The organism is Vibrio sp. RW (assembly GCF_027587105.1).
In the GTDB taxonomy this organism is placed as follows: domain Bacteria; phylum Pseudomonadota; class Gammaproteobacteria; order Enterobacterales; family Vibrionaceae; genus Vibrio; species Vibrio toranzoniae.
In genome coordinates, this window is the sequence record NZ_JAPPTM010000009.1 from 103,442 (window position 1) to 123,953 (window position 20,512).

21 protein-coding genes are annotated in these 20,512 nt (G+C 44.5%); 17 read left to right on the top strand and 4 right to left on the bottom strand.

Annotation, left to right across the window (positions count from 1 at the left end):
* Window positions 1-74: 74 nt before the first annotated feature.
* The 17 genes from OCT63_RS10630 (at window position 75) to OCT63_RS10710 (ending at window position 15,420) form a co-directional block, all read left to right on the top strand.
* On the top strand, window positions 75-806 hold the full coding sequence (locus OCT63_RS10630; RefSeq protein WP_017056890.1) for a protein phosphatase CheZ: 732 nt from the start codon (window positions 75-77) through the stop codon (window positions 804-806).
* 9 nt (window positions 807-815) lie between these two features.
* The gene (locus OCT63_RS10635; RefSeq protein ID WP_269983694.1) at window positions 816-3,023 is read left to right on the top strand and encodes a chemotaxis protein CheA; all 2,208 of its coding nucleotides are present in this window, start codon (window positions 816-818) and stop codon (window positions 3,021-3,023) included.
* Window positions 3,024-3,036: 13 nt separating this feature from the next.
* Window positions 3,037-4,143, top strand: coding sequence for a protein-glutamate methylesterase/protein-glutamine glutaminase (locus OCT63_RS10640; protein WP_161752918.1), 1,107 nt, complete (start codon window positions 3,037-3,039; stop codon window positions 4,141-4,143).
* 10 nt (window positions 4,144-4,153) lie between these two features.
* Window positions 4,154-4,936 (top strand): ParA family protein, encoded by a 783-nt coding sequence (locus OCT63_RS10645; protein ID WP_060468205.1) that lies wholly within the window; start codon window positions 4,154-4,156, stop codon window positions 4,934-4,936.
* Window positions 4,923-6,044 (top strand): chemotaxis protein CheW, encoded by a 1,122-nt coding sequence (locus tag OCT63_RS10650; protein WP_269983695.1) that lies wholly within the window; start codon window positions 4,923-4,925, stop codon window positions 6,042-6,044. Before OCT63_RS10645 ends, OCT63_RS10650 begins: the two co-directional genes overlap by 14 nt.
* A gap of 70 nt (window positions 6,045-6,114) precedes the next feature.
* Window positions 6,115-6,609 carry a chemotaxis protein CheW gene (locus OCT63_RS10655; protein ID WP_017056895.1) on the top strand — a complete coding sequence of 165 codons (495 nt, stop codon included), beginning with the start codon at window positions 6,115-6,117 and terminating at the stop codon, window positions 6,607-6,609.
* On the top strand, window positions 6,609-7,121 hold the full coding sequence (locus OCT63_RS10660) for a DUF2802 domain-containing protein (RefSeq protein WP_161680091.1): 513 nt from the start codon (window positions 6,609-6,611) through the stop codon (window positions 7,119-7,121). The genes OCT63_RS10655 and OCT63_RS10660 overlap by 1 nt, the downstream gene beginning before the upstream one ends.
* A 279-nt stretch (window positions 7,122-7,400) precedes the next feature.
* A complete protein-coding gene (gene ccmA / locus OCT63_RS10665) occupies window positions 7,401-8,018 on the top strand; it encodes a cytochrome c biogenesis heme-transporting ATPase CcmA (RefSeq protein WP_060468201.1) in 618 nt (205 codons plus the stop codon).
* 1 nt (window position 8,019) lies between these two features.
* Entirely contained in the window at window positions 8,020-8,688 is a 669-nt protein-coding gene (ccmB, locus tag OCT63_RS10670; RefSeq protein WP_004736228.1) for a heme exporter protein CcmB, read from the top strand.
* Between the two features lie 147 nt (window positions 8,689-8,835).
* On the top strand, window positions 8,836-9,576 hold the full coding sequence (locus OCT63_RS10675; protein WP_161752924.1) for a heme ABC transporter permease: 741 nt from the start codon (window positions 8,836-8,838) through the stop codon (window positions 9,574-9,576).
* Between the two features lie 14 nt (window positions 9,577-9,590).
* Entirely contained in the window at window positions 9,591-9,797 is a 207-nt protein-coding gene (gene ccmD / locus OCT63_RS10680; protein ID WP_017056900.1) for a heme exporter protein CcmD, read from the top strand.
* Window positions 9,794-10,276 carry a cytochrome c maturation protein CcmE gene (gene ccmE, locus OCT63_RS10685; protein WP_161680089.1) on the top strand — a complete coding sequence of 161 codons (483 nt, stop codon included), beginning with the start codon at window positions 9,794-9,796 and terminating at the stop codon, window positions 10,274-10,276. Before ccmD ends, ccmE begins: the two co-directional genes overlap by 4 nt.
* Window positions 10,273-12,243 (top strand): heme lyase CcmF/NrfE family subunit, encoded by a 1,971-nt coding sequence (locus tag OCT63_RS10690; protein ID WP_269983696.1) that lies wholly within the window; start codon window positions 10,273-10,275, stop codon window positions 12,241-12,243. Before ccmE ends, OCT63_RS10690 begins: the two co-directional genes overlap by 4 nt.
* A gap of 5 nt (window positions 12,244-12,248) precedes the next feature.
* The gene (locus tag OCT63_RS10695; RefSeq protein ID WP_161674454.1) at window positions 12,249-12,800 is read left to right on the top strand and encodes a DsbE family thiol:disulfide interchange protein; all 552 of its coding nucleotides are present in this window, start codon (window positions 12,249-12,251) and stop codon (window positions 12,798-12,800) included.
* A complete protein-coding gene (locus OCT63_RS10700) occupies window positions 12,797-13,288 on the top strand; it encodes a cytochrome c-type biogenesis protein (protein WP_161674452.1) in 492 nt (163 codons plus the stop codon). The genes OCT63_RS10695 and OCT63_RS10700 overlap by 4 nt, the downstream gene beginning before the upstream one ends.
* Window positions 13,288-14,508 carry a c-type cytochrome biogenesis protein CcmI gene (gene ccmI / locus OCT63_RS10705; protein WP_269983697.1) on the top strand — a complete coding sequence of 407 codons (1,221 nt, stop codon included), beginning with the start codon at window positions 13,288-13,290 and terminating at the stop codon, window positions 14,506-14,508. Before OCT63_RS10700 ends, ccmI begins: the two co-directional genes overlap by 1 nt.
* A 126-nt stretch (window positions 14,509-14,634) precedes the next feature.
* Window positions 14,635-15,420, top strand: a complete 786-nt coding sequence (locus OCT63_RS10710) for an MlaA family lipoprotein (RefSeq protein ID WP_161687655.1) — start codon at window positions 14,635-14,637, stop codon at window positions 15,418-15,420.
* A gap of 96 nt (window positions 15,421-15,516) precedes the next feature.
* On the opposite strand, the gene OCT63_RS10715 is transcribed toward OCT63_RS10710, so the two are convergent.
* The 4 genes from OCT63_RS10715 to OCT63_RS10730 form a co-directional block, all read right to left on the bottom strand.
* The gene (locus OCT63_RS10715; protein ID WP_161674478.1) at window positions 15,517-16,842 is read right to left on the bottom strand and encodes an outer membrane protein transport protein; all 1,326 of its coding nucleotides are present in this window, start codon (window positions 16,840-16,842) and stop codon (window positions 15,517-15,519) included.
* 297 nt (window positions 16,843-17,139) lie between these two features.
* A complete protein-coding gene (locus tag OCT63_RS10720) occupies window positions 17,140-18,408 on the bottom strand; it encodes an outer membrane protein transport protein (RefSeq protein WP_161749115.1) in 1,269 nt (422 codons plus the stop codon).
* 296 nt (window positions 18,409-18,704) lie between these two features.
* Window positions 18,705-19,433 (bottom strand): DUF3379 domain-containing protein, encoded by a 729-nt coding sequence (locus tag OCT63_RS10725; RefSeq protein WP_161687649.1) that lies wholly within the window; start codon window positions 19,431-19,433, stop codon window positions 18,705-18,707.
* The gene (locus tag OCT63_RS10730; RefSeq protein ID WP_060468192.1) at window positions 19,426-19,974 is read right to left on the bottom strand and encodes a sigma-70 family RNA polymerase sigma factor; all 549 of its coding nucleotides are present in this window, start codon (window positions 19,972-19,974) and stop codon (window positions 19,426-19,428) included. The genes OCT63_RS10725 and OCT63_RS10730 overlap by 8 nt, the downstream gene beginning before the upstream one ends.
* Window positions 19,975-20,512: the final 538 nt, after the last annotated feature.

Sequence of the window (20,512 nt, forward strand, 5' to 3'; positions counted from 1 at the left end):
CATTAACTTTTTAGTTTCTCGTTTATCTCTACAGCTGAAGCGTAACAAATATGCGGAGTAAGGCTGAACTCAGGATGATTTCATTAGAACAAGCAAAAAAATTAGTAGATCTGCTTGAAAACGATGAGCAGCAAAGTGCTGATTCTCTTGTCAGAAGCATTTATGAAGATAATTTTAGTCTTCAAGACAATCCAATGCTTCAAGAAATAGGTAGTCTGACACGCGACCTCCATGACTCTTTGACACAATTCAACTTTGACGAGCGCATTAGCGTTATCGCAAATGATGAAATCCCTGACGCTAGGGATCGCCTTCAGTATGTCATTGATAAAACGGAAGTTGCGGCAAATAAAACGATGGACGCTGTCGATCGCTGTATGCCAATTGCAGATAACCTACACGAGTGTTTACTTCAAGTAAGGCCTCAATGGAATGAACTGATGCATGGCCGCATTGAGCTGGCACAATTTAAAGCTTTATGTCACCGCATTGATGGATTACTTGTCCAAGTAGAAGGGGACAGTACTGAACTACGTGGACAACTGACTGAAATCTTGATGGCTCAGGATTTCCAAGATTTAACTGGGCAGATTATAAGCAAAGTTATTACCTTGGTAAATGAGGTTGAAGGGCGTTTGGTAGAGATTCTCACCGTATTCGGAGCTAATCAAATAGAGCCAACTCCTGAGTCAGAGAAGAAAGTATCTATTGCGCCTGAAGGTCCAATTATGAACCCAGAAGAGCGAAAAGACGCCGTTGCATCTCAAGATGAAGTCGACGATTTGTTATCCAGTCTTGGATTTTAAAGGTAACGTATGAGCTACGATTTAGACGAAGATATTCTTCAGGACTTTTTAGTCGAAGCAGGAGAGATCCTTGAACTCCTATCAGAACAACTGGTAGAGCTTGAGAATAATCCTGAAGACAAAGACCTATTAAATGCTATTTTCCGTGGTTTCCATACAGTAAAAGGTGGTGCTGGTTTCCTAGCATTGACTGAGCTGGTGGATACTTGTCATGGTGCTGAGAATGTATTCGACATTCTAAGAAACGGCCAACGCAGCGTAACCTCTGGTTTGATGGATACGATGTTGCAGGCTCTAGATACAATAAATGTACAGTTTCGAGCCGTGCAAGATCAGGAGCCTTTAGTGCGAGCTGATCAAGCTTTATTGGATGAGCTTCACCGCCTTTGTAAACCAGAGTCTGCCGATGAAGTTGCACCAATAGAGGCCCCTGCCCCCGTTATTGCTGAATCAGTTGTTGCAGTGCCAGCGGAACCTGAACCGGTTGTCGAAAACTCAAACATCAATGCATCTTCAGTTGATGATATCTCTGAAGATGAGTTTGAACGCCTGCTTGATGAACTTCATGGTAAAGGTGGTTCACCAACTGCGGCTTCTGCATCAACACCGCCGCCAGCACCAGCAGCACCTCAACCTGCTGCTGACAGTAGTGATATTACTGATGACGAATTTGAAAAGTTGTTAGATGAATTGCATGGTGCGGGTAAGAGCCCAACAGCAACAAATTCAACGGCGCCGCCACCGCCACCGCCAACATCTCATACAACACCAGCACCTGCGTCGGCGATGTCTGAAGGCGATGACCTGATGACCGACGAAGAGTTCGAGAAGTTACTGGATCAGTTACACGGTTCAGGTAATGGACCAACGATTGAAGAGCTGGATGCGGCAACTAAGCCGGCAGCAGTGAAGCCTGAACCAGTTGAACCACAAGCTGCACCTACACCGCAGTCTGAAGCGCCAGTTGCTGTTAAAGAAGAGCCTAAACCGAGTGCTCCAGTAAAATCCGAAGTTAAAGCGCCAGCGAAGAAGCAACAAGCTGAAGCAACAGTTCGTGTCGATACATCAACACTTGATACCATTATGAATATGGTAGGTGAGTTAGTATTGGTTCGTAACCGACTTGTCAGTTTAGGGCTAAACAGCAACGACGAAGAAATGTCGAAAGCTGTCTCTAACTTAGATGTCGTTACCGCAGACCTACAAGGCGCGGTAATGAAGACTCGTATGCAGCCGATTAAGAAAGTATTTGGTCGCTTCCCTCGAGTTGTCCGTGACCTTGCTCGTAGCTTGAAGAAAGACATCGTTCTTGAAATGCGTGGTGAAGAAACAGACCTTGATAAAAACTTAGTAGAAGCACTTGCTGATCCCCTGATTCACTTGGTGAGAAACTCTGTCGACCACGGTATTGAAATGCCGGACGACCGTGTTGCTGCAGGTAAGTCTAGAACGGGTAAAGTGATTCTGTCTGCCTCTCAAGAGGGCGATCATATTGAACTGGCTATCGTTGATGACGGTGGCGGTATGGACCCTGACAAGCTTCGTGGTATTGCGGTTAAACGTGGCTTGATGGATGAAGATGCAGCGTCTCGCTTGTCAAATAAAGAGTGCTTCAATTTGATTTTTGCGCCTGGCTTCTCAAGCAAAGAGCAGATCTCGGATATCTCTGGCCGTGGTGTGGGTATGGACGTCGTTAAAACAGCGATCAACACACTGAATGGCTCAATTGACATCGACTCAGAAATGGGTAAAGGCACCAAGATCACGATCAAGGTTCCATTGACGCTAGCGATTCTACCAACCTTGATGGTCGGTGTAGCAAATCACCCATTTGCATTGCCATTAGCTTCTGTAAACGAGATCTTCCACTTAGATTTAAGCCGTACAAATGTGGTTGATGGTCAACTGACTATTATCGTTCGTGATAAGTCTATTCCGTTGTTCTATTTACAAAATTGGCTTACACCTAAAGCGGGAATTGTTGAACAGCGTAATGGCCATGGCCATGTTGTGATTGTGCAGCTTGGTAGTCAACGTGTTGGTTTTGTTGTCGATACGCTTATCGGTCAAGAAGAAGTTGTTATTAAGCCACTTGATAAACTACTGCAGGGCACGCCAGGAATGGCGGGCGCAACAATTACAAGTGACGGACACATTGCATTGATTCTAGATGTGCCTGACTTGTTGAAGCAGTACGCAGCTGCGTCAAGAATTTAATTTAAGGATAAATATGGCGATTAAAGTATTAGTCGTTGATGATTCGAGCTTTTTTCGTCGTCGCGTTAGCGAAATCATTAACTCAGAGGCTCGTCTCGAAGTCATCGATGTAGCGGTAAATGGTAAAGAAGCGGTTGAGAAAACCAAGCAACTGAAGCCTGACGTGATTACGATGGACATTGAGATGCCTGTCATGGATGGTATTACAGCCGTTCGTGAGATTATGGCAGCTTCACCAACGCCAATTTTAATGTTCTCATCATTAACGCATGACGGTGCAAGAGCCACATTAGATGCTTTAGATGCCGGAGCGCTCGACTTCCTACCTAAGAAGTTCGAAGATATTGCGCGTAATCGTGATGATGCTGTAGCTTTGCTTCAGCAACGTGTGATTCAAATTGCCGCTAAGCGTGCATTCATGCGCCGTGTACCTGTTGCTCCTCGAACAACAGCAACGGCGTCGGCACCTTCATCACTGCGTCAAACAACTTCAACAGCCAAGCCTGCTGTTGTATCGACAGCAAAATTTAGAGCTTCGGGTAAGAAATACCAGTTAACTGCAATTGGTACTTCGACTGGCGGCCCTGTTGCACTACAGAAGATTTTGACTCGCATTCCTGCTCATTATCCACATCCGATCGTGTTAGTTCAGCACATGCCAGCAACCTTTACCGCTGCATTTGCAAGCCGACTGAATACCTTGTGTAAGATTGAAGTTCGTGAAGCGCAAGATGGAGATGTGTTGAAACCAGGAGTGGCTTACCTTGCTCCCGGCGGTAAACAGATGATGGTTGATGGTCGTGCAGGATCTGCTCGTTTGAGAATTATCGATGGCGGCGATCGAATGAACTACAAGCCTTGTGTGGATGTCACATTCGGCTCTGCTGCGAAGATTTACGGTGACAAAGTCTTGTCTATGATACTGACCGGTATGGGGGCTGATGGTCGAGAAGGTTCGCGTATGCTAAAAACAGCGGGCTCGACGATTTGGGCGCAAGATGAAGATAGTTGTGTCGTATATGGTATGCCTCAAGCTGTAGCAAAAGCTGGCATTTCTACTGAAGACCTGCCTCTAGACCGTATCGCGGAAAGAATCTTGGTTGAAGTTGGGTTAGCTTAGGTAAATCGAAATGATTGTTTGGAGTGTTGCAAACCAAAAAGGTGGTGTTGGTAAAACAACCACGACAGTGACCTTGGCAGGCTTACTTGCCTTAAAGGGGAACCGTGTGTTGTTAGTTGATACTGACCCACATGCATCACTAACCACCTATCTGGGTTATGACTCAGATACGGTGGAATCGAGCTTGTTTGATCTGTTTCAGCTGCGTGAGTTTACCACGCAGACGGTAAAACCTTTGATCTTACAAACAGAGGTCGAAAGTATCGATATTATCCCTGCACATATGTCACTGGCGACACTAGACCGTGTGATGGGTAATCGAAGCGGCATGGGGTTAATTTTAAAGCGTGCCTTAGCGGCGTTGAAAGATGACTATGACTACGTGCTTATTGATTGTCCGCCTATTCTTGGTGTGATGATGGTGAATGCATTGGCTGCTAGTGACCGTATTTTGATTCCGGTACAGACTGAGTTTTTGGCGATGAAAGGCTTAGAGCGCATGATCCGCACTTTGACCATCATGCAGAAGTCTCGTAAAACCCCGTTTAAGGTGACAATTGTCCCGACGATGTACGACAAGCGAACCAAGGCTTCACTGCAAACATTAACGCAGCTCAAAGATGATTATCCGAACCAAGTTTGGACGTCTGCTGTGCCGATTGATACTAAATTTCGAGATGCAAGCCTAAAGCGCTTACCAGCATCTCATTTTGCATCGGGTAGTCGTGGTGTATTTGCTTACAAACAGCTGCTTATTTATCTCGAGAGGTTGGCGATAAATGAGCGCGAATAAAGAATTAACAATGGCGCCAACAAGTCTATCGAGTGAACAAGCGCTGGACGACTATTTTACTGCGCTATTAGGTGATGAGAGTTTTGAATCTGATGATTTTTTTGTTGACGAATCTAGCGACGAATCACAATCTGAAGAGCCAGAGCCAGAGCCAGAGCCAGAGCCAGAGCCAGAGCCAGAGCCAGAGCCAGAGCCAGAGCCAGAGCCAGAGCGCCAATTGGCGAGTCATCATTCAAGCTACGCGGAAATTCGCGCGGCTGAGTTTGAGGCTCCGAATCTTGAGGATGTTCAAAAACTCCTGAGTCGTTTAGAGGCAACTAATGTAGTAGAAGATCTGAATCTCGATGAATTGATGGATCAAAATACTCAGAAAATCGCCCAGTTAGAAGACATGCAGGTGTTTGACGTCGCGGTGGCATCTGCTCAATTGTTTGAAGAGCCAGAAATTCAAGATTGGAATCTTCCAGAACCTGAATTATCCATTGCTGTCGAACCTCAAGTTGTATCACAGCAAATTGAACAGCAACAAGTTGAAGCTGAACAACCAGAAATTAAGTATGAAGAGACTGAGCTTGAATATCCTAAAATTGAGACGGCTGTTGAACTTGAAACTCAAGCCGGAGGGATTGACAAGTTTACCTCGTGGGAAAGCACGGCTCGAACGGAAGATTTCCAAGCCTTGTATTTTGAAGTTAATGGTGTGACCTTCGCCGTGCCGCTTGATGAGCTAGGTGGTATCCATCGCCTTGAAGAATTAAGCCACATTATTGGTAAGCCTGCCTGGTATCTGGGGTTGCAAACCAACCGTGAAAATCAGCTAGATGTGGTCGATACCGCAAAATGGGTGATGTCGGAGAAACTATCGGGTGACGAATATAAAGAAAACTATCAATATATAGTGATGCTTGGAGATAGCTTATGGGGACTGGCGAGTACCGAGCTTAAAGGCACAGAGCTGTTGAACGCAGATAAAGTACGTTGGCGAGAAATGGCAGGAAAACGCCCATGGCTCGCCGGTATGGTTAAAGAAAAAATGTGTGCTTTGATCCATGTCGAAGCATTAGTCGCCATGTTAAACGCAGGGCTAGATGTAAAAGCATTGAGCTAGTACTACGATTGGTACAATAAACGCATCAAGTTAATAATAGTGGTCGGTAACGACGACAAGAGGATTATCTATGTCTCATATGAGTGAAGTTGAAGTAAGAAAAGATCCAACCAATGATGAAGTACTTCAATGGGTGACATTCCAGCTGGAAGAAGAAACTTACGGCATTAATGTAATGCAGGTTCGTGAAGTACTACGTTATAGCGAAATTGCCCCAGTACCAGGTGCTCCAGACTATGTTTTAGGTATTATCAACCTACGTGGCAATGTTGTTACCGTGATCGACACTCGTTCTCGCTTTGGTTTGATGCAAGGTGAAATCACAGATAACACTCGTATTATCGTTATTGAATCTGAGCGTCAAGTGATCGGTATTCTAGTGGATAGCGTTGCTGAAGTGGTTTACTTACGTTCTTCTGAGATCGATACGACACCAAGTGTTGGTACCGATGAAAGTGCTAAGTTTATCCAAGGTGTAAGCAACCGTGATGGCAAGCTGCTTATCTTAGTAGATCTTAATAAGCTACTAAGCGAAGATGAATGGGATGAGATGGCTCACCTGTAATGTTTGAAGCGCTTTCTTTAACCCCTGTAGCTCTTCTCTCTGGAGTTGGGGTTTTTACGTTATTTGTCGTGCTTTTGATTAGCAAAGTAAAACGTGCGATTCAAAAACAACTCGAGCAGTCACGTCTGCAAGTTCGTAACTTGGACAAGGAGCTTCAAAAATCGAGTAAGCAGTTACTTGAAGTTCGCTCTGTTGTGGTTGGCTTGGGCCAGAAAGTGACAGAACAGCAAGACCTGATAAAGCACTTGAATGAACGTATTGTTGAGTTGGAGCATGCGGACAACGATGGACGCTTGTACACACGTGCAACGAAAATGGTTCAGCTTGGCGCTGGGATCAATGAACTGATTGAAGAGTGCGAATTACCAAAAGCTGAAGCTGAGCTGATGATGTCTCTGCAAAATAAGCTGGCAGGTAAAGAAAAAATTCCTTCTTTAAGAAGCGATCCTACATCGTTTGATGAAAAACCAGCAGACTCTCGTGATCGTAGAGATAGCCCCCGACGTCGTTAAATTGAGCGCTCATTGCGGATTTAACACTTGATGTTTACCACGCACTCCTCTTAAAAAGAAGCTTCGGCTTCTTTTTTTATACCTAACATTTATTTATAGAACGATGTTTATAAGTTCTTGTATCTAAGAGGGTATCCGCCTGGTAAATAAAAATGTGTAAATTGTGATGCAGCGGTAACAGTTTCTTACAGAGTTTGTTCTATCGAAAACGCCTAGTCCTATTTTGTCACCATATTGGTGTGCTACTATAGCTCTCTCTTTACTCGACTAAATTTACCTATGCTAGAAGTCTCAAATTTAACTGCTATTCGTGACGACAGGGTTCTGTTTGAATCGTTGTCTTTTCAATTGAAACCAGGTGAACTGGTTCAAGTTGAAGGTCGTAACGGTACCGGGAAAACGACGCTCCTTAGAATTATTACTGGCTTAGGTGACCGCGATGAAGGCACCATCTCTTGGGATGGTGAGTCTATCGAAACGAGTCGAGATACTTACCACCAAAATTTGCTTTTTCTTGGACACCAAACGGGCGTGAAGCGTGAGCTTAGTGCCTATGAGAACCTTAGTTTTTATCAAACGATTCACAGCGGTGGAACGAATAAGGAAGAGCTTTACCATGCGCTGACTCAAGTTGGCCTTGCTGGTAGAGAAGATGTCCCTGCAGGGCAACTGTCGGCTGGTCAACAGCGCCGCGTTGCATTGGCTCGTCTTTGGTTGAGTAAGCAAATGTTGTGGATTCTCGATGAACCTCTAACTGCTATTGATAAGCAGGGCGTAAAAGTTCTGGAATCTCTATTTTCTCAGCATGCAGACAACGGTGGCATTGTGCTGTTAACCACACACCAAGATATGTTTGCTGATAGCCCGAAACTAAGAAAAATAAAGTTGGGTGAATAATATGATCTCTTCGATGACCACGATTATCCGACGTGAGCTGCTTATCGCATTCCGACGTCAAGCGGATATCTTCAACCCTCTGTGGTTCTTCATCATTGTTATTACTCTTTTCCCTTTGAGTATTGGTCCTGAGCCAAACCTACTTGCACGTATCGCGGCGGGGATCGTTTGGGTAGCCGCTTTACTCTCTGCATTGCTCTCTTTAGAGCGCCTTTTCCGGGATGATTTTCAAGATGGCGCCCTTGAGCAGATGATGCTGATGCCCATCCCGTTGCAGTTGGTAGTCTTGTCCAAGGTCATAGCACACTGGTTATTGACCGGGTTACCATTAATTTTGATCAGTCCGTTATTGGCAGTGCTGCTGTCTTTGGATTTCGATACTTGGTTGTCGGTTGTTTTAACGTTATTGGTTGGTACTCCTGCATTGAGTTTTATTGGTGCTATTGGGGTCGCTTTAACGGTAGGGCTTCAAAAGGGTGGCGTACTTTTAAGTCTGCTTATTTTGCCGTTGTATATCCCAATTCTAATCTTTGCTACATCAGCGATTGATGCGGCAGCGCTGGGCGTTGCGTATAACGGACAGTTAGCAGTACTAGGGGCAATGCTAATGGGGGCAATGACGCTTACTCCTTTTGCTATTAGTGCCGCACTGAGAGTAAGTGTTAACTAAAGACCACTGCCACTTTGTATATTCAAGGTGAACTATTTCAAACTTTCAAACTCAGAGAGTTACTGGAAGAAGCTCCAAACCTAATAAATTATAATAATTATAGCTGTGATAGCTGTAAGCAATATGAAGTAAGAGTGAGATTACAACATGTGGAAATGGCTCCATCCCTATGCCAAAGCAGAAACCTCATATCAGCTTGCTGGTAAACTTCTGCCATGGTTCTCTATCCTAGCGTTATTGTGTCTATCCGCCGGTACCGTGTGGGGGCTAGCGTTTGCGCCTTCCGACTACCAACAAGGTGATAGCTTCCGGATTATTTATATCCATGTTCCGTCAGCAATTTGGTCTATGGGCGTTTATATGTCTATGGCAATTGCGGCCTTTATTGGCTTGGTATGGCAAGTAAGGTTATCTGACATGGCGGCGTTGGCAATGGCACCTATTGGTGCTGTGTTTACTTTTATCGCTCTTTTGACTGGTGCGGTGTGGGGGAAACCAATGTGGGGTGCTTGGTGGGTTTGGGACGCACGTTTAACCTCGGAGCTTATTTTACTGTTCCTATATTTAGGTGTGATTGCATTGCACCACGCTTTTGATGATCAGAAAACAGCGGCAAAAGCGGCGGGTATTCTGGCTATCGTAGGTGTGATTAACCTACCGATTATCCACTTCTCTGTTGAATGGTGGAATACACTTCACCAAGGTGCCACGATCACCAAGTTCGACAAGCCTTCTATTTCAAGTGACATGCTATGGCCGCTTCTTCTTAACACTTTCGGCTTCGCCTTTTTCTTTGGTGCTGTGACCATGATTCGTTTCCGAAACGAAATTATCAGCAAAGAAAGTCACCGTCCATGGGTTCGCAAGCTTGCGGCCAACAAAGCGTAGTAGGGTAGGTAATTATGTATTTTGAATCTTTAAGTGATTTCCTTGCCATGGGGGGCTACGCCTCATATGTATGGAGTGCATTTGGAATCACATTCCTCGCGATGACCATTTTACTCGTAACAAGTATTCGTCGTGGTAAGCAATTACTAAATGAAGTACAAGCTAAGATTGATCGTCAAGCTCGTATCGATGCAGCAAAAAATATGGAGAACACTCTATGAACCCTAGACGCAAAAAGAGGCTGGGCATTGTTTTAGCGATCTTTTTTGGTATCAGTGCGACTGTTGGATTGATGGTTTACGCACTCAACCAGAACATGGATCTGTTCTACACACCAACTGAGCTGGTTAACGGCAAAGACGGCAAAAAACCTGAAGTTGGTCAACGCCTACGTATTGGAGGCATGGTCGTAGTCGGCTCTGTAAGCCGTGATAATGAATCATTACGTGTAAGCTTCGATTTAGCTGATGTAGGCCCTAAAGTAACAATTCTATACGATGGTATCCTTCCTGATCTTTTCCGTGAAGGCCAAGGTATTGTTGCTCAGGGTGTCCTTAAAAATGCAACGACTATTGAAGCGTTCGAGGTGTTGGCAAAGCACGATGAAGAGTATATGCCTTCAGAGGTTGCTGAAGCCATGAAGAAAACCCATGAGCCTTTGCAATACACAACTGAACAAAAAGAAGGAAGTGTTCAATGATAGCCGAAATCGGCCATTTTGCCATGATCCTGTCCTTGGGGTTGGCATTGCTATTGAGTGTGCTCCCACTGTTCGGAGCCTCTCGAAATAACACGTTATTGATGAATAGTGCCCGACCTTTGTCGTGGGGCATGTTCGGATTCCTAGCGATTTCATTCGTTATTTTGTGCTACGCGTTCTATACCAATGATTTTACGATTCAATACGTAGCAAGTAACTCGAATAGCCAACTGCCTTGGTATTACCGAATTACTGCGGTTTGGGGCGCTCACGAAGGCTCATTACTGCTTTGGGTGCTTATCCAAGCGGGTTGGACGGTTGCAGTAGCGACGTTTAGCCGTGGTATGCCTCAAGAATCAGTGGCTCGCGTACTGGCTATCATGGGTTTGATTACTGTCGGCTTCTTGCTGTTCATTATCGTAACGTCTAACCCGTTCCTACGTACATTGCCTTTCTTCCCTGTTGATGGCCGTGACTTGAACCCTCTATTGCAAGACCCGGGCTTGATCATTCACCCGCCAATGCTTTACATGGGTTATGTAGGTTTCTCTGTTGCGTTCTCTTTCGCTATTGCTTCTTTAATGAGTGGTCGTCTTGATACGGCGTGGGCTCGTTGGTCGCGTCCTTGGACTATCGCCGCTTGGTTGTTCCTAACGGTAGGTATCGCACTGGGTTCATGGTGGGCTTACTACGAACTTGGCTGGGGTGGCTGGTGGTTCTGGGATCCAGTAGAAAACGCTTCATTCATGCCTTGGTTGGCTGGTACTGCATTGATGCACTCACTAGCGGTAACCGAAAAGCGTGGCACATTTAAAGCTTGGACAGTATTGCTGGCTATCTCTGCATTTTCGCTAAGCTTACTAGGTACGTTCCTAGTTCGTTCGGGCATCTTGGTATCGGTTCACGCATTCGCGTCGGATCCTGCTCGTGGTATGTTTATTCTAGGTTTCCTAGTCTTTGTTATCGGTGGTTCACTGCTGTTATTCGCAGTTAAAGGCGCATCGGTTCGTGTTCGCGGTAACTTCGATCTGGTTTCTCGTGAAAACGCACTGCTTGGCAACAACATCTTATTGATCGCGGCACTAGTGGTTGTGTTAGTCGGTACGCTATTACCATTAGTTCACAAACAGCTAGGTCTGGGCTCGGTGTCTATCGGTGCTCCATTCTTTGATATGTTGTTCTTCTGGTTAATGATTCCGTTCTCGTTCTTACTTGGTATCGGTCCTCTGATTCGCTGGAAACGCGACAATCTATCCAAGCTAGTTAAACCAATGTTGATTTCAGGTGCATTCTCACTTGGTTTGAGTGCACTAATGGTAGCTCTGTTGGCTGACCGCTTCAGTGGTACTGCGTTTGCTGGTTGGGTAATGGCATTCTGGATCATCTTCATGCACGGTTTTGAACTGCATGAGCGTGCGACTCACCGTCATACGTTTATGAAAGGTTTGACTAAGCTACCTCGTAGCCACTGGGCGATGATGTGTGGTCACATTGGTCTAGCCGTGACAGTGATTGGTATCGCGATGGTGCAAAACTACAGTATCGAACGCGATGTACGCTTAGCACCCGGCGAAAGCTATCAACTTGAAGAGTATAGCTTCCTGTTTACCGGCGTTCGTGACAAAGATGGTCCAAACTACGATGGTTACATTGCTGACTTTGAAATCACTAAAGAAGGCAAATACATTAACACGCTTCATGCGGAAAAACGTTTCTACACCACAGCTAAGTCTATGATGACGGAAGCGGCGATCGACCGTGGCGTTACACGTGACTTATACATCGCAATGGGTGAGCGTTTGGACGACAACAAGTCTTGGGCTGTTCGTATCTACTACAAACCTTTTGTACGTTGGATCTGGGCGGGTTCTTTGATTATGTCGATTGGTGGTGCTATCGCTATCAGTGACCGTCGTTACCGTTTCCGTAAGCCAACCAAAAAGTCGGCTAAAGAGCAGGAGGCTTAATTAGAATGAACAAGAAGATTTTATTCATTCCTTTGATTGCGTTCATGGTTCTAGCTGGAATCTTTGCAACGCAATTAATGCGCAACCAGTCGGGCGATGACCCGACTAAACTGGAATCCGTATTGATTGGCAAAACGGTTCCTGAGTTTCGTCTAGAAGACTTAGAGCAACCGGGCAAACTTCACGACCAAGCTATCTTTAAAGGTGAACCGCTACTTCTTAATGTGTGGGCGACTTGGTGTCCTACTTGTTATGCAGAGCACTCTTACCTGAACAAGCTCGCTGATCAAGGCGTTAAGATTATTGGTTTGAACTACAAAGATGATCGTAATAAGGCTGTCGGTTGGTTAAACGAGCTAGGCAACCCGTACTTAATCAGTCTGTTTGATGGTAACGGTATGCTAGGTCTAGACCTAGGTGTGTATGGCGCGCCTGAGACCTTCCTGATTGATGCTAACGGCGTGGTTCGTTACCGCCATGTTGGTGATGTGAATCCAACCAACTGGGCGTCGACGCTTGAGCCGATGTATCAAGACTTGTTGGAGGAAGCGAAATGATTAAGAAGGCACTGATTGCTCTATTCGCTACGTTTGCAATTTCGGCAACGGCTTTTGCTGCACCTATCGAGTTCCATGAATTTGATAACGTTGACCAAGAGCAGCAGTTCAAAGAGCTGAGCAACACGCTTCGTTGTCCTAAATGCCAGAACAACACCATTGGTGATTCGAACGCTGAACTGGCGGTCGATCTACGCCAAAAAGTGTACGAGATGACAAAAGATGGTAAGTCGAAGCAAGACATCATTGATTACATGATTGCTCGCTATGGTAACTTTGTTACTTACAATCCACCGCTGACACTCGCAACTTCAATCCTTTGGGTTGGTCCGTTTGCAGTGGTTGTTGTTGGATTTGGTTTGATCATTTTACGCAGCAGAAAGTCAAAATCGAAAGCGGCAGTAGAGTCAGATAAAGACTGGGATGCAGACAAAGAAGCACGTTTAAAAGCGTTACTCGACGAAGAGAACGACGGAGATAAACAGTAATGACTCTATTTTGGATTTCTACCATTATCCTTTCGCTAGCGGCAATTTTCTTAATTGTTCTGCCCTTCATTAACAAGAAGGCGAACAACGACGAAATGCTTCGCGACGAGTTGAACAAAGCATTCTATAAAGACCGCCTCGTTGAGTTAGAAGTAGAAGCAGAAGAAGGCCTTGTTGATAACCAGCAGGAATTGATCGCTGATTTGAAACAGTCGCTGCTTGATGATGTTCCTACACAAGAAGAGATGAAGAAGACTCAAATCTCAACGCTTGGTGTTGTTGTACCGTCGATCATTCTGGTTGTAGTGGTAACGTATGGTATGTACTTTAAGTTTGGTGCGCTAGACAAAGTTCAACACTGGCAAGAAGTGAGTTCGAACCTTCCTGAGTTGTCTAAAAAGCTAATGTCATCGGAAGGTGGTGCGCTAACGGATGATGAACTCGAAGATTTGACGTTAGCGCTTCGTACTCGTCTGCACTATCAACCTAAAGACTCAACGGGTTGGTTACTTCTTGGTCGTATTGCACTGGCTAATCGCGATGCTGAAACAGCAAAAGATTCTATGGAACGAGCGTACAAGCTTGAGCCTAAGAATGAAGATGTTCAGTTAGGTTTTGCACAAGCACTGATGCTTTCGCCTGATGAAGCCGATCAAAACCAAGCTCGCTTGATTTTGAGCCGTTTGATTCAAAACGATTACGTGGACCTGCGTGTGTTTTCATTGCTGGCGTTCGATGCGTTTGAGCGTCAAGATTACCCAGGTGCTGTGAAGTACTGGAGTATCATGCAGCAGATGATTGGTCCGCAAGACAGTCGCTACGAAATGTTGTCACGCAGTATTGAAAGTGCTCAGAAGAAAATGGGCAATGCCATGGGCGTTGACCAAGGTAAGAGTGTTGCCGTAACGCTTGATATATCTGGTGATGTGAATGCTGATCCGAATTCAGTGTTGGTAGTATCAATACACAGAGCGGATGGCTCGCCAATGCCTGTTGCTGCGGCTCGTTACCCATTGGGGACTTTCCCTCGTACTGTTGTGCTTGATGATGGTAACAGCATGTTGGAAGGCCAAAAGTTGTCTAGCCTTGAAACTCTGATGGTTAGAGCTAGGCTTGATACCGATGGTAATGTTTCAACTCGCGATGGTGATTGGTACGGTGAGAGTGAAGTGGTTGAACTGGGTGCTCCAGTGACCATTGATATCAACAAGCAATATTAATCATCACTTTGCATAGGTGTTAGCTATTCCGATTTGTTGATAAACGGTATAGACTTACGCAAACAATTGAGGCCAGCGATTGCTGGCCTTTTTATTATTATATGAATTCCTTATGGAAAAGGTGATATGTCTAGCAGTGTTTTAAGACTCTCGGGTTTACTTTTTATCGCTAGCTTAACGGTGGGCTGTTCTAGCGCGCCAGATGAAAGCACTTACGATAATAACCTTGAAACCTCTGAATACGTCGTAGAATCCCACCCCAATGATCCTTTTGAAGGGTTCAACAGAGCGATGTGGGATCTCAACTACGAGTATCTAGACCCTTATTTGGTTCGTCCAGTTTCTCTAGCCTATGTTGATTATACTCCTGTGCCAATTCGCTCTGGAATCTCCAATTTTTTAGCCAACTTAGACGAACCATCAAGCATGGTGAATAATCTAATAATGGGTAATGGCGGTGAAGCACTCGACCATTTCAACCGATTTTGGATTAACTCTACGTTTGGTCTACTTGGCTTAATTGATATCGCTAGTGAAGCGGGGATCACTAAGTTTGATGACAAATCATTCTCTGATGCGATTGGTCATCATGGAGTAGGAAATGGCCCTTACTTTATGGTGCCAGGTTATGGCCCATTAACGACTCGTGAAGTAACAGATACTGTCGATGGTTTGTATGTGCCTCTCTCTTTCTTGAACTTCTGGGCGAGCTTAGGCAAGTGGGCGTTTGAAGGGATGGAGACTCGAGCTAAATTAGTTTCACAAGAAGCCCAATTGGATGACTCTCCGGATCCATACGCATTAACACGTGACGTTTACATTCAACGCCGTGACTTCAAAGCCGAGGTTGAACCTGAAGAGGTCGATCTTGATGAAGAAGACTTCATTGATGGGTATCTAGAAGATTACTAAATATAAAACTTTGAAGAATAAATAAAGGAAAGGCTCGAGGTTGAAAACAACATCGAGCCTTTTTAATGCTTATGACTTTAGATTAAGTCAAACAGATTAGAAGCGGTAGTTGGCTTGGATACCCACTAGCCAAACATTACCAGTTGTTGTACCAACAAATTGACCACCAACGGCTTCAGCAGTATCGTCAGATGCATAGCCACGTGATTCGGTGATTGGAGCATCTTTAGCAATAATGTATGTAAAGCCAGCATCGAATGACAGTTGCTCAGACCATTGGTAACCAGCACCAACACTTAACCAAGTGCGGTCTGTTTCTGGGATAGTAATAGTACGGTTTTTGTCACTTACTGCTGAGGTATCGTAAGCAATACCGGTACGTAGCGCTAGCTTAGGATCAATTTGGTAAGTTGCACCTAAAGCAAAGCGGTAGTTATCCTCCCAATTTTCGACTTTAACTGTATGGCTGCCAGATGTGCCTAGCTCTGCTTGCAGTTTCTCGAAAGAACTCCAATCCGTCCAGTTGAAACTAGCGTGAAGTGCTAAGGCTTTAGTCAGTTGATGGAAACTTGCGAGTTCTGCTGTTGCAGGAAGTGCTAACATCATATGGCCGTTGGCACGTTGACCTTGTGCCATCTTAAATCCGATCCCCTCAGCGTGACCTTCTAATTTCAGTTCAACCTCAGATTTATAGGCAAAACCTATACGGTGGTCTTCGTTGATCTGCCACGCTGTACCTACTTGCCAACCCCAAGCCGTGTCATCACCTTCCATATATTTTAGTGTTGTACCTGCAGGGACTGAGATTGGTGCACCTGTGCTTGGGTTTACTGCAACAGCGTTTTTTTCGGGGGCTGTTGCGCCAAAGCTACCTTCTCCCATAACGTAACGAATACCGCCACCAATGCTAACTTGTTCAACGATTTGATAAGCAAAGTTAAGGTTAGCTTCTTTGGTGATCACGCTTGCTTCGTTGCCGAAGTGAGAGGCGTTAAAGTCATCACCTAAATTAGTTTCCATGCCATAGTTCGTGCCAAATGCAAGACCAATAGCAAACTTTTCGTTGTAACGGTGAGAAATGTAAAGGTTAGGGATAATGGCATCATCTGCGAAATCGTTTGAAGATGCTTGGCTTGTCCCTATCGCAGGGTGAGCGTGGTTTACTTCACCTTTAACATCAATGTTAGGGTTAACGTAGATACCACCAACAGAAACCTGTGTACCTTCTAGGTAAGTCAACATTGCAGGGTTGCGCCATTGTGCGTCCGCACCGTCTGCGATTGCAGCTTCCCCCGCGTATGCACGGCCAAGGCCTGTAGCTGAGTATTCTGCTAATTGAAAACCTGCCGCTTGAGTCACGGTAGAAGTCGAAAGTAGTCCAACTGCCACTGCAGCAGATAGAAGAGTCTTATTCATTTTCATTGTGATGTTCGCTGAATCATAAGTATTTAGTGACATGATTCTACGTTTAGAGTTATTACTTTAAAAATGAAATTCGAATAAAATAGTGTTTTAGGGATTTAATTGTCAAATATGCCGAATTATTAGGTAAATAGCCTGAATGTTTCGGCTGTGTTGCGAAATTTGAGCGTACACCTGTAGGCATATTTTGCCTCTGCAGCCTACAGCTGTAAGCCTAAATCGATGCCAGTCAGTGGTTTAGGTAACAAAAAAGGGTCGCGTAATGCGACCCTTTGGATATTTATAACCCAGCTTATCTTAGAAGCTGCGGCTGTATTGTAGACCTAGTAGGATTGCATCAGCGTGTGTTGTCGCGTTGACACCAGTTGAAAGCCCTGTTCCTAACTGTGTGTTTTCTGATACATTTACATCATCACCCATTAAGTATGTGAAACCGAAGTCAACATTAGAAACTGTATCAATGTGGTATGTGAAACCTGCAGAGAACCACTGACGATCAGAGTCTGGTACAGAGATTGAAGTTAGCTTGTCTTGTGCGCTCGTGTCATACATATAACCAGTACGTAGTGTCCAAGTATCGTTTAGGTAGTAAGTACCACCAATTGCGTAGTGCCAACCGTCTTGCCATTGGTATTGTTTTGCATACGTTGAACCAAGTGGTGAACCTTGTAGGTTGTCAAAGTCAATCTGATCGAATGCACCCCAACCAATCCACTGTACAGAATAGTGAACTGCGAATTTAGTATCTTCGATTTTGTGGTAACCAGAGAATTCAGCAATGTCGGGTAGAGGTAGAGTAATTTCCTGCCCTTTGTCATCTTTAGCTGTAATTTCAGGGCTGTAACGGTACGATAGACCAAAACGGTTGTTTTCATCTAGTTCATACACAGTACCCACGTTAAAGCCTACTGCCCAACCATCAGCTTCATCAACATCAACTAACGTTGTTCCAGCTGGGACTAAGCCACCACTAGCGACTCCTAGAGCCGCACTTGTTTCTCTTTTCATCGTGCCTTGGCCGTAAATCAGGTCTAAACCTGCACCGAAACTCCATTGTTCACTTAGGCGATATGACCCAGCAAGACCAAAGTTAATGCTCTTAACATCAGTTAGGCCGCCGTATTCAGCTGCAGTGTAGCTGTCATCAAACTCAGTCTTTGTAGCAAAATTTGAATATGCATTCACACCCCAAGCAAATTTATCATTTACTGGGACGATAAGGTGGATATTGGGTGCAATAGAAGTGTCACCGACATCATCAGTATTGGCAACTGGGATTGGGCTGCCGTTAATATTGTATTCTGCATCTTTAACTTCAATCAGTGAAGTGATGCTTTCAAAACCAAGAGAAAGCTCAGTTTTATCAAACAGTGCCATTGCTGCAGGGTTACGTGCCATTACTGACGCGTTATCTGCGATTACTGCATCACCAGCGAAAGCACGGCCGATGCCAGTTGCTGATTGTGCGTTGATTTGGAAACCTGCTGCCATCGCTTGCGAAGACGCCAGTGTAATTGTTACTGCTAAAAGAGACTTTTTAAACAGACGCGTGTTGTTGGTAGTCATTTATTTATTCCTTTATATATCCGCCTCTACAGGGCGATTAATTTGAGCAATTGCTCAATGGTGGCTGATCCTATTCGCAAGTATACGATATACAAATCCGACCATTGAAAAATTTGAGTGGAAAATTATGGAAATGACGCCTATCTGGCACGAAAATGGTGAGAAATGCTTATTTTTAGAGTTTTAACTCTAGTGGTATTAGCTTTGTGAATGGTTTAAGGGTTTGTTATAAATAAAGCCCAGCAATATCAAGAGTATAGTTGCTGGGCCTTTTATTACGGGGCTTTGAGAGCGAATTAGCTCATCGGTTTGATCATTTTGGTAAGCTTTTCGGCGATCTTAGAAATGTCTTCACCATTCTCACCTACAAGGATCAAACTGCTGCCATCCACGGGGGTTACCGAACCGGACATGCCTTTTTCATCAAAGTCGATAGGTTTGTCTGTCGGAATACCGGTTAAAAACAACGTTACTTTGCCTTTTGCGCCTTGGAAGACCATATGTACCGCGTTGGATTTACCAAAGCCACAGTGGTTTAGGTAATAGACGTGGTAAGGGAAAGCATCATCAAACTGAAAAGCAAATGGGTTCATTTTTGCGTTGATCTGCTGCGATGTAACCTGTTCATCGATGCTACTAACAAAACTCTTTTCATCAACAACGTGCTTCATTGCTGTATCAGCCAAACTTGCTTGTGCGGGTGAAACGAATGCATTGCCCCAGTTAACCTGGCCAACTAATAAACCAGCAACGAATGCCACTGAAGCCGCCATCGCCATTGCTCGTCGAGCAAAAGTCGGCCTTACTACTTTACTTTCTTCGCTTGAGGTCTGATTGAACAGAATACGGTCAGCAAGATCGTCTGGCACATCTACGTTCATTGCAGTGTGGATCTGTTTATCAAGCGCTAGTACATCGTCTAAGAAGTTACTATTGGCTTCGCTATTCGCGGCCGCATCAACAATATCTTGTGTACGCTGTTTAGGTTCCGACAATACACGACGACGAAATTCCAAATCATCCATTATGTTGCCCCCTTTCTGCCTCTTCTGTATCCAGCATCTCTTTCAATTGATTTCGAGCTCTGAATAAACGTGTCATCACCGTGTTTTTGTTGAGTTCGAGAATATCTGCGATCTCATCACCACTAAAACCACCAATCACTTGTAAGAAGAGAGGCTCACGGTAATCAATTTCAAGTTTCATGATCTGAGCTTGTAACCACTGGTGTTGATGGTGCGGGTCATCACTGACACTAGCATCGTTACCATGATCGTCGATATCAACCAGATCAAATTGTTTACGTTCAAAACGTCGAGCGTTCTCGCGTCTCAAGATAGTAATCAGCCAAGATTTCGCGGCTTTTTCATCTTGTAGGCTATCGAGTGACTTCCATGCACGAAGGCAAGTCTCTTGCACTAAATCCTCGGCAATGCTTTTGTCTTTACATAACCAATAGGCATAGCGAAAGAGGTCACGATGATAGGCGCGCACGAGTGCTTCGTATTTTCTTTGTTTGTCCATATCAGAGTTGACCGGACGCTTGGCTGTTTTCTTTCCAAACATTTTTATTATTGACACACGAGCCTCCATAATTGCTCTGCGTATAGCTGTCTCTATACGTTGTGCTTCGTTTTTATATTCTGTTTCGTTTTCAGAGCGAACGATCGGCAGGAATTCGTAAAATCACATTAAAATTGATCTACTTCAAAATCTAAGGCCTCGAACCAGTTATAGTACACCTTGTCGTCTAGTTAGTCATTCGTGACTAGCATGTTGAGCAAGACGACACTTCCTTTTGAAGGCTGACTTTACTTTCTCCTAATCAGGAAACTGATTATTTCAATTGGCGTCAAGTTAATTGCTTTATACACATTCCAACCACACAGCTTTGTGTGGTTTTTTTTTACCTCAAGAAAACCATTCCCTACAAAGCGATAACAGTATTTGCTCACAATAGTTTAGTCTCTAACGACAACCTTCCCCCAAAAAAGATTCGCCTGAATGTGCTGCCATACTTTCAAACAGTGAGATACTCGTATCACGTTTATTTAAACGCTCGTTTGATTTAATTAACAACTTCTTTACAATGATTCAGGTCAGA

Coding starts and splice junctions, on each gene's coding strand:
- OCT63_RS10630 (WP_017056890.1), top strand. CDS start 75: ATGATTTCATTAGAACAAGCAAAAAAATTAGTAGATCTGCTTGAAAAC.
- OCT63_RS10635 (WP_269983694.1), top strand. CDS start 816: ATGAGCTACGATTTAGACGAAGATATTCTTCAGGACTTTTTAGTCGAA.
- OCT63_RS10640 (WP_161752918.1), top strand. CDS start 3,037: ATGGCGATTAAAGTATTAGTCGTTGATGATTCGAGCTTTTTTCGTCGT.
- OCT63_RS10645 (WP_060468205.1), top strand. CDS start 4,154: ATGATTGTTTGGAGTGTTGCAAACCAAAAAGGTGGTGTTGGTAAAACA.
- OCT63_RS10650 (WP_269983695.1), top strand. CDS start 4,923: ATGAGCGCGAATAAAGAATTAACAATGGCGCCAACAAGTCTATCGAGT.
- OCT63_RS10655 (WP_017056895.1), top strand. CDS start 6,115: ATGTCTCATATGAGTGAAGTTGAAGTAAGAAAAGATCCAACCAATGAT.
- OCT63_RS10660 (WP_161680091.1), top strand. CDS start 6,609: ATGTTTGAAGCGCTTTCTTTAACCCCTGTAGCTCTTCTCTCTGGAGTT.
- ccmA (WP_060468201.1), top strand. CDS start 7,401: ATGCTAGAAGTCTCAAATTTAACTGCTATTCGTGACGACAGGGTTCTG.
- ccmB (WP_004736228.1), top strand. CDS start 8,020: ATGATCTCTTCGATGACCACGATTATCCGACGTGAGCTGCTTATCGCA.
- OCT63_RS10675 (WP_161752924.1), top strand. CDS start 8,836: ATGTGGAAATGGCTCCATCCCTATGCCAAAGCAGAAACCTCATATCAG.
- ccmD (WP_017056900.1), top strand. CDS start 9,591: ATGTATTTTGAATCTTTAAGTGATTTCCTTGCCATGGGGGGCTACGCC.
- ccmE (WP_161680089.1), top strand. CDS start 9,794: ATGAACCCTAGACGCAAAAAGAGGCTGGGCATTGTTTTAGCGATCTTT.
- OCT63_RS10690 (WP_269983696.1), top strand. CDS start 10,273: ATGATAGCCGAAATCGGCCATTTTGCCATGATCCTGTCCTTGGGGTTG.
- OCT63_RS10695 (WP_161674454.1), top strand. CDS start 12,249: ATGAACAAGAAGATTTTATTCATTCCTTTGATTGCGTTCATGGTTCTA.
- OCT63_RS10700 (WP_161674452.1), top strand. CDS start 12,797: ATGATTAAGAAGGCACTGATTGCTCTATTCGCTACGTTTGCAATTTCG.
- ccmI (WP_269983697.1), top strand. CDS start 13,288: ATGACTCTATTTTGGATTTCTACCATTATCCTTTCGCTAGCGGCAATT.
- OCT63_RS10710 (WP_161687655.1), top strand. CDS start 14,635: ATGTCTAGCAGTGTTTTAAGACTCTCGGGTTTACTTTTTATCGCTAGC.
- OCT63_RS10715 (WP_161674478.1), bottom strand. CDS start 16,842: ATGAAAATGAATAAGACTCTTCTATCTGCTGCAGTGGCAGTTGGACTA.
- OCT63_RS10720 (WP_161749115.1), bottom strand. CDS start 18,408: ATGACTACCAACAACACGCGTCTGTTTAAAAAGTCTCTTTTAGCAGTA.
- OCT63_RS10725 (WP_161687649.1), bottom strand. CDS start 19,433: ATGGATGATTTGGAATTTCGTCGTCGTGTATTGTCGGAACCTAAACAG.
- OCT63_RS10730 (WP_060468192.1), bottom strand. CDS start 19,974: ATGTTTGGAAAGAAAACAGCCAAGCGTCCGGTCAACTCTGATATGGAC.